The sequence below is a fragment of the Actinomadura sediminis genome (assembly GCF_042675525.1).
GTDB classification, from domain to species: domain Bacteria; phylum Actinomycetota; class Actinomycetes; order Streptosporangiales; family Streptosporangiaceae; genus Spirillospora; species Spirillospora sediminis.
The window spans coordinates 1-5253 of record NZ_JBHTJA010000199.1; the positions used below are offsets into that span (position 1 = coordinate 1).

The 5253-nt window shown below is 76.7% G+C and carries 7 protein-coding genes; 1 reads left to right on the forward strand and 6 read right to left on the reverse strand.

The window, feature by feature from the left end:
• The 6 genes from ACFQ11_RS36960 to ACFQ11_RS36985 form a co-directional block, all read right to left on the reverse strand.
• A partial coding sequence (locus tag ACFQ11_RS36960; protein ID WP_378307491.1) for a DUF3618 domain-containing protein occupies nt 1–218 on the reverse strand: 218 nt, incomplete at its 3' end.
• Nucleotides 215–697 (reverse strand): phage holin family protein, encoded by a 483-nt coding sequence (locus ACFQ11_RS36965; protein WP_378307493.1) that lies wholly within the window; start codon nt 695–697, stop codon nt 215–217. The genes ACFQ11_RS36965 and ACFQ11_RS36960, both read right to left, overlap by 4 nt.
• Nucleotides 698–873: 176 nt before the next feature.
• Complete coding sequence (locus tag ACFQ11_RS36970; protein ID WP_378307495.1) at nt 874–1665, reverse strand: SDR family oxidoreductase; 792 nt, start codon at nt 1663–1665, stop codon at nt 874–876.
• A gap of 59 nt (nt 1666–1724) precedes the next feature.
• Nucleotides 1725–2849, reverse strand: a complete 1125-nt coding sequence (locus ACFQ11_RS36975) for an AAA family ATPase (protein WP_378307497.1) — start codon at nt 2847–2849, stop codon at nt 1725–1727.
• Nucleotides 2833–3621, reverse strand: coding sequence for an RNA ligase family protein (locus ACFQ11_RS36980; RefSeq protein ID WP_378307499.1), 789 nt, complete (start codon nt 3619–3621; stop codon nt 2833–2835). The genes ACFQ11_RS36975 and ACFQ11_RS36980 overlap by 17 nt, the downstream gene beginning before the upstream one ends.
• A gap of 75 nt (nt 3622–3696) precedes the next feature.
• A complete protein-coding gene (locus ACFQ11_RS36985) occupies nt 3697–4584 on the reverse strand; it encodes a Vgb family protein (protein ID WP_378307501.1) in 888 nt (295 codons plus the stop codon).
• Between the two features lie 67 nt (nt 4585–4651).
• Between ACFQ11_RS36985 and ACFQ11_RS36990 the strand changes: the two genes are divergently transcribed.
• Nucleotides 4652–5253, forward strand: a 602-nt coding sequence (locus ACFQ11_RS36990; RefSeq protein WP_378307503.1) for a TetR/AcrR family transcriptional regulator, incomplete at its 3' end; no start/stop codon positions are given.

A 5253-nucleotide genomic window follows, 5' to 3' on the forward strand; every position in this document is an offset into this window, starting at 1 on the left:
GCCTGCCGGGCCGACGACGCCCGCGACGACGCGGCCTGCCGCGCCGACCCCACCGCGTCCATGGCGCGGGTGCGGGCCTGGTCGACGCGCTCGCGCGCCACCGCCTTCACGTCGGCCTTCGCCGCCAGCGCCTCCACGGTCTCGCCGAGGTCGTGCCGGGCCCGGTCGACCTCCTGCCGCAGCTCCTCGGTGCCGGCCCCGGCGCCCTGCCTGCTCATCGGTGCGCCCTCTCCTTCAGTTCCGCGACGGTCTGCCGCGCCTCCTCCGTCGCCCGCTCGGGCTTGGCGGGCGTCGCCTGCCTGGCCTGGCCGCGCCCCATCAGCGCGAGCACCCCGGCGACCAGCAGTAGCGCGCCGCCCACGATCAGCGCCGCCGCCCACACCGGCAGCACCAGCGCGATCGCCGCGACCGCCGCCGCCAGCAGCACCGCGACCCCGTACAGGGCGACCAGTCCCGCCCCGCCGAGCAGCCCGGCGCCCGTCCCGGCGTGCCGGCCCTTGTCCTTCAGCTCGGCGACGGCCAGGCGCAGCTCCGCGCGCATCAGGTCCGAGACCTGCTGGGTCGCCTGCCGGACGAGCTCGCCGGTCCCCGGCTCGTGCCGCCCGGCCTCCGCCCGCCCGGTCGCCTGCCCGTCCCCGTGGACGGTGGCGCCGGCGGCACCGCCTCTGCCGTCCTGTGCCGGCCGCATGATCGTCATCGCTTCCGGCCCCCTCCCGCGTCCAGTGGTTACGAAGCGCGGTAGAGGCGTTCCCCCTGCGCCGGACCTAAACGTCAACGCGCGGGGCCCGGGACGCCGCCCGCGACCGCCGCACCGAACGTCCCAGGCACGAAGCGGGGTGATCGGCGCGAACGAGGCGGCCCGGCGGGGCGGGCTCAGCCGCGGCCCACGAACGACGGCATCGTCGTCGCCATCACCGTCATGAACGGCACGTTCGCCTCCGGCGGCAGCCCCGCCATGTACAGGACGGCATCCGCGACGTGCCCGGCGTCCATCACCGGCTCCGCCCGCACCGACCCGTCGGCCTGCAGGGCGCCCGCCGCGAACCCGCCCGTCATCTCCGTCGCCGCGTTGCCCACGTCGATCTGCCCGCACGCGATCCCGTACGGGCGTCCCTCCAGCGCCAGCGACTTGGTCAGCCCCGTCACCGCGTGCTTGCTCGCGGTGTAGGCCACCGACCGGGGCCGCGGCGTGTGCGCCGCCAGCGACCCGTTGTTGACGATGCGCCCTCCCCGCGGATCCTGCTCCTTCATCATCCGGAACGCCGCCCGCGCGCACAGGAACGCGCCCGTCAGGTTGGTGTCGAGGACGCGCCGCCACTCATCGAGGCCGACCTCCTCGACGGGCGCGGGCGCCCCGAACACCCCGGCGTTGTTGAACAGCAGGTCCAGCCGCCCCCACCGGTCGGCGACCGCCCCGAACAGCTCCTCGACCGACCCCGGGTCGGCGACGTCGGCGGCGACGGCCAGGACCCGGCCGTCCGCGTCCCGGGCCCGCCGCGCCGTCTCCTCCAGCCGGGCCGCGCGCCGTCCCGCCAGCGCGACCCGCCATCCGGCGTCCAGCAGCGCCGACGCGACCGCCGCGCCGATCCCCGACCCGGCCCCGGTCACCAGCGCGACCCGCCCTCGCCCGTCCCGTCCGTTCCCGTCACCTGCGGCATGGTTCACGGCACGACCCTCCCCCCGCCGCGATCACCTGTCAAAGCGACCCCCGGGCCGGTCCCGGATCAGGCGGTGCCCAGCCAGTCGACGCGGTGGCCCTCGGTCGGGTCGGGCGTCTCCCACCGGCGGACGAGCCGGTCGATCACCGCGTCCGGGACGGGCGCGGCGCGGCCCCGGTTGCGGCCCCGCAGCACGTCCGGCGGCGCCTCCAGCGCCACCACCTCGACCCGCCCCCGGTACCCGGCGACCAGGCCCGTGCACAGCTCGCGCTGCGACCGCGACACGTTCGTGGCGTTCCACACGAACGACCGCCCGGCGCGCAGATGCCCGCGCGCCAGCTCGTGCGCGGCCGCCGCCACGGCCCGCTGGTCACCGGCGGGGGAGACGCCCATCTCCGCGCGCAGCCGGTCCAGGCTCACCACCGGCACGTCCGGGCGGTTCGCCGCGATCCAGGTGTCCTTGCCGGCGCCGGGCAGCCCCGACAGGATCGTCGCGGTCAGCCGCGTGTCGTCGTAGGCGGCGTAGCCGGGGTCGCGGCCGGGCTTGCGGAAGTACCAGAACCGGGCGTGGTCGGACGGGAACGCGCGCGGGCGGTCCAGGCACTCCTGCTCGGCGCAGTACTCCCCGTACAGGCCGACGTTGTCGAGCAGTTCGTCGGTGTCGGGGCAGATCCGGCCGAGGATGTCGGCCGACGCCAGCAGCACCAGGTCGTCGTTGCGGGCCAGCAGGCTCACCCGGAACGCGATCCGCTGCAGGTCCGGCCGCTCCAGCGCCCAGAACGGCACCTGGTGGTGCCGGATCAGCGCGGCCACGTGCTCGCGCCACGCGACCGGCGCGCCCATCTCCCACAGGATCCGCCGCACCATCAGGTCGCCGCGCCGCGAGTGCCCGCGCGCGGTGATGCGGCCGTCGTCCTCGGTGCGGGTGCAGTGCGGCTTGGCGATGTCGTGCATCAGGACGGCCGCGAACAGCCGCACCCGCTCGCCGGCCGGGCGCGCCCGCCACCCCGGCAGCGCCGCCAGCGCCTCGCACGCCATCCGCGTGTGGACCTCGACGTCGCCCTCACCGTGGTAGACGGCGTCCTGCGGCACGCCCGCCATGTCGCGCACCCACGCGAACGCGTCCCGGACCTCCGGCCACGGCACCTCCCAGGCCGGCGGCGCCGGGCACAGCTCAGCGAACACCCGCATACAGCACCCCCGGGTCGGCGAGGCCGTTGGCGACGATCGGACGCTCCCGCCAGTGCGTCCCCGAGTCCAGGACGGCCGTCAGGAAGCTCGCCCGGACCCACTTGAACCGGTCGACGGTCCGGCCGTCCTCCTCCACCTTCAGGTAGAGGCCCTCCATCTCCTCGGCGCCGTCGGTCTCCCTCTCCACCCGGGCGGGGTCGGCGCCGCCCGCCTCCGCCGCCGCGCGCAGCGCGTCCCGCCAGCGCGGCGTCCGGCACGTGGACGGCCCGGCCAGCGCCGTCAGCCCGGCCAGGTCGCGGACGGGCCCCTCGTGCAGGACCGGGACCTGCACCACCGGCGTCCCCGCCAGCAGCTCGCGGCGCCGCGCCGTCGACAGGAACGTCCCGTCGGCGGTGTCGAGGACGTCGAACTCGCAGAAGTAGTGGGGGAGCGCGTCGTAGAAGACGGTGTGCTTGGCGTACAGCCACTCGCCGTACATGACGTACCGGTCGCGCAGCCGCTCCCAGAGCACGTGCTGGACCGACGCCGCCCATGCCTTCAGCGGGCCGAACTGCCGCTCCCGGGGGCCGCCGGTCAGGTAGTGCCCGCGGCTCTGCAGCCGCAGCTCCCCGCCGGCGGTGAAGCTGACGCCGACGTTGGCGCCGTCCAGCTTCTCCTCCACCACCAGGAAACGCCCGGCGACCTCCCGGAACGGCGTCGCCGCCAGGTCGTGGTCTCCCGGCTGCAGCCGGGAGCCCTCGATATGCCGGGTGCGAGGGTACTTGCGGAGCATGCGGACCGTTCTAACGAACGTCCCGCGGTGTGCCAACCGGTTTTCCCCGGGGCGGCCCGTGGCCCGGCCGCGCGGTCAGGCGGGGAGGACGCGGGCGAGGGCACCGGTCTCCAGCGCGACCCACAGGGCGCCGTCCGGCCCGGCGGCGATGCCGTGCGGCTCGCAGCCCAGGGTCGGCAGCGGGTGCTCCTCGACGGCGCCGTCCACGGTGACGCGGCCCACGTGCGCGGTGCCCCACTCGGTGAACCACAGGGCGCCGTCCGGGCCCGCCGTGATCGCGTGCGGGCGCGCCGCCGGATCGGGCAGCGCGAACTCGGCGACCTCGCCCGAGGTGGTGATGCGGCCGATCCGCCCCGCGCCGATCTCGGTGAACCACAGCGCCCCGTCCGGGCCCGCGGTGATCCCGACGGGCGCGGCGCCCGCGGACGGCAGCGGGTAGACGGTCACGTCCCCGGCGGGCGTCGCCCGGCCGATCGCGTTCCCCTGGTTGAGCGTGAACCACAGGGCCCCGTCCGGCCCGGCGGTGATCATCGACGGCATCCCGCCCGGGACGGGCACGGGCACGCGCGTGATCCGGCCGTCCGCGCCGATCCGGCCGAGCTCGCCGGTGTGCATGAGGGTGAACCACAGGGCGCCGTCGGGGCCCGCCGCGATCCCGCAGGGGCCGCCGCCGTCCGGCACCGGATGGCGGGCGACCCGGCCGCCGGCGTCGACGCGGCCGATCCGGTTCCCCTGGAACTCGGTGAACCACAGGGCCCCGTCCGGGCCCGCCGTGATGATCATCGGGTCGCCGTCGAGGGGCTCGTCGGGGTGCAGCACGACCCGCCCGTCCGCCGCGACGCGGCCGATGCGGCCCGCGTGCACCAGCGTGAACCACAGGGCGCCGTCCGGCGCCGCGGCGATCGCGTACGGGCCCGCGTCGGGGCCCGACACCTTCAGTTCCTCGATCGTGACGTGCGGCATCTGTCCTCCGGTCGCCGGGTGCGCGACGAGAAGACTAACGCAACCTTCGTTGTGTTAGGTTCGTGGCGTGAATCCGCGGGAGCCACGGGACGGCGCCGGGCCGGGGACCGTCCGGCCGGGCGGGCGGACCGCGCGCGTCCGCGACGCCGTCCGCCGCGCGACCCTCGCCGAACTCGCCGAGCACGGCTACCGCGGCCTGACGGTCGAGGCCGTCGCCGCCCGGTCCGGCGTCCACAAGACGACCGTCTACCGGCGCTGGGGCGACGCCGACGGGCTCGTCGCCGACGCCCTCGAGCTCGCCGCCGCCGAACCCTGGCCCGTCCCCGACACCGGCACCCTGGACGGCGACCTGCGCGCCATCGCCCGGCTCGTCCGCGACGGCTTCGCCGACCCGGAGGCGGGCCCGGTCTCCCGCGCGTTCGTGCTGGCCGCCGGGCAGAGCGGCGCCGCCGCGAGCGCCCTGCAGCACTTCTTCGCGCGCCGCCACGAACAGGCCGCCGCGGTCGTCGAGCGGGCCGCCGCGCGCGGCGAGGTCCCGCCCGGGACGGACGCCGCCGAGGTCGTCCGGACCGCGGTGGCGCCCCTGTACTACCGGCTGTTCGTCACCGGCGAGCCGCTGGACGAGGCGGCCGCCGACCGCGCCGCCGCGGCGGCCCGCGCGGCCGCGTA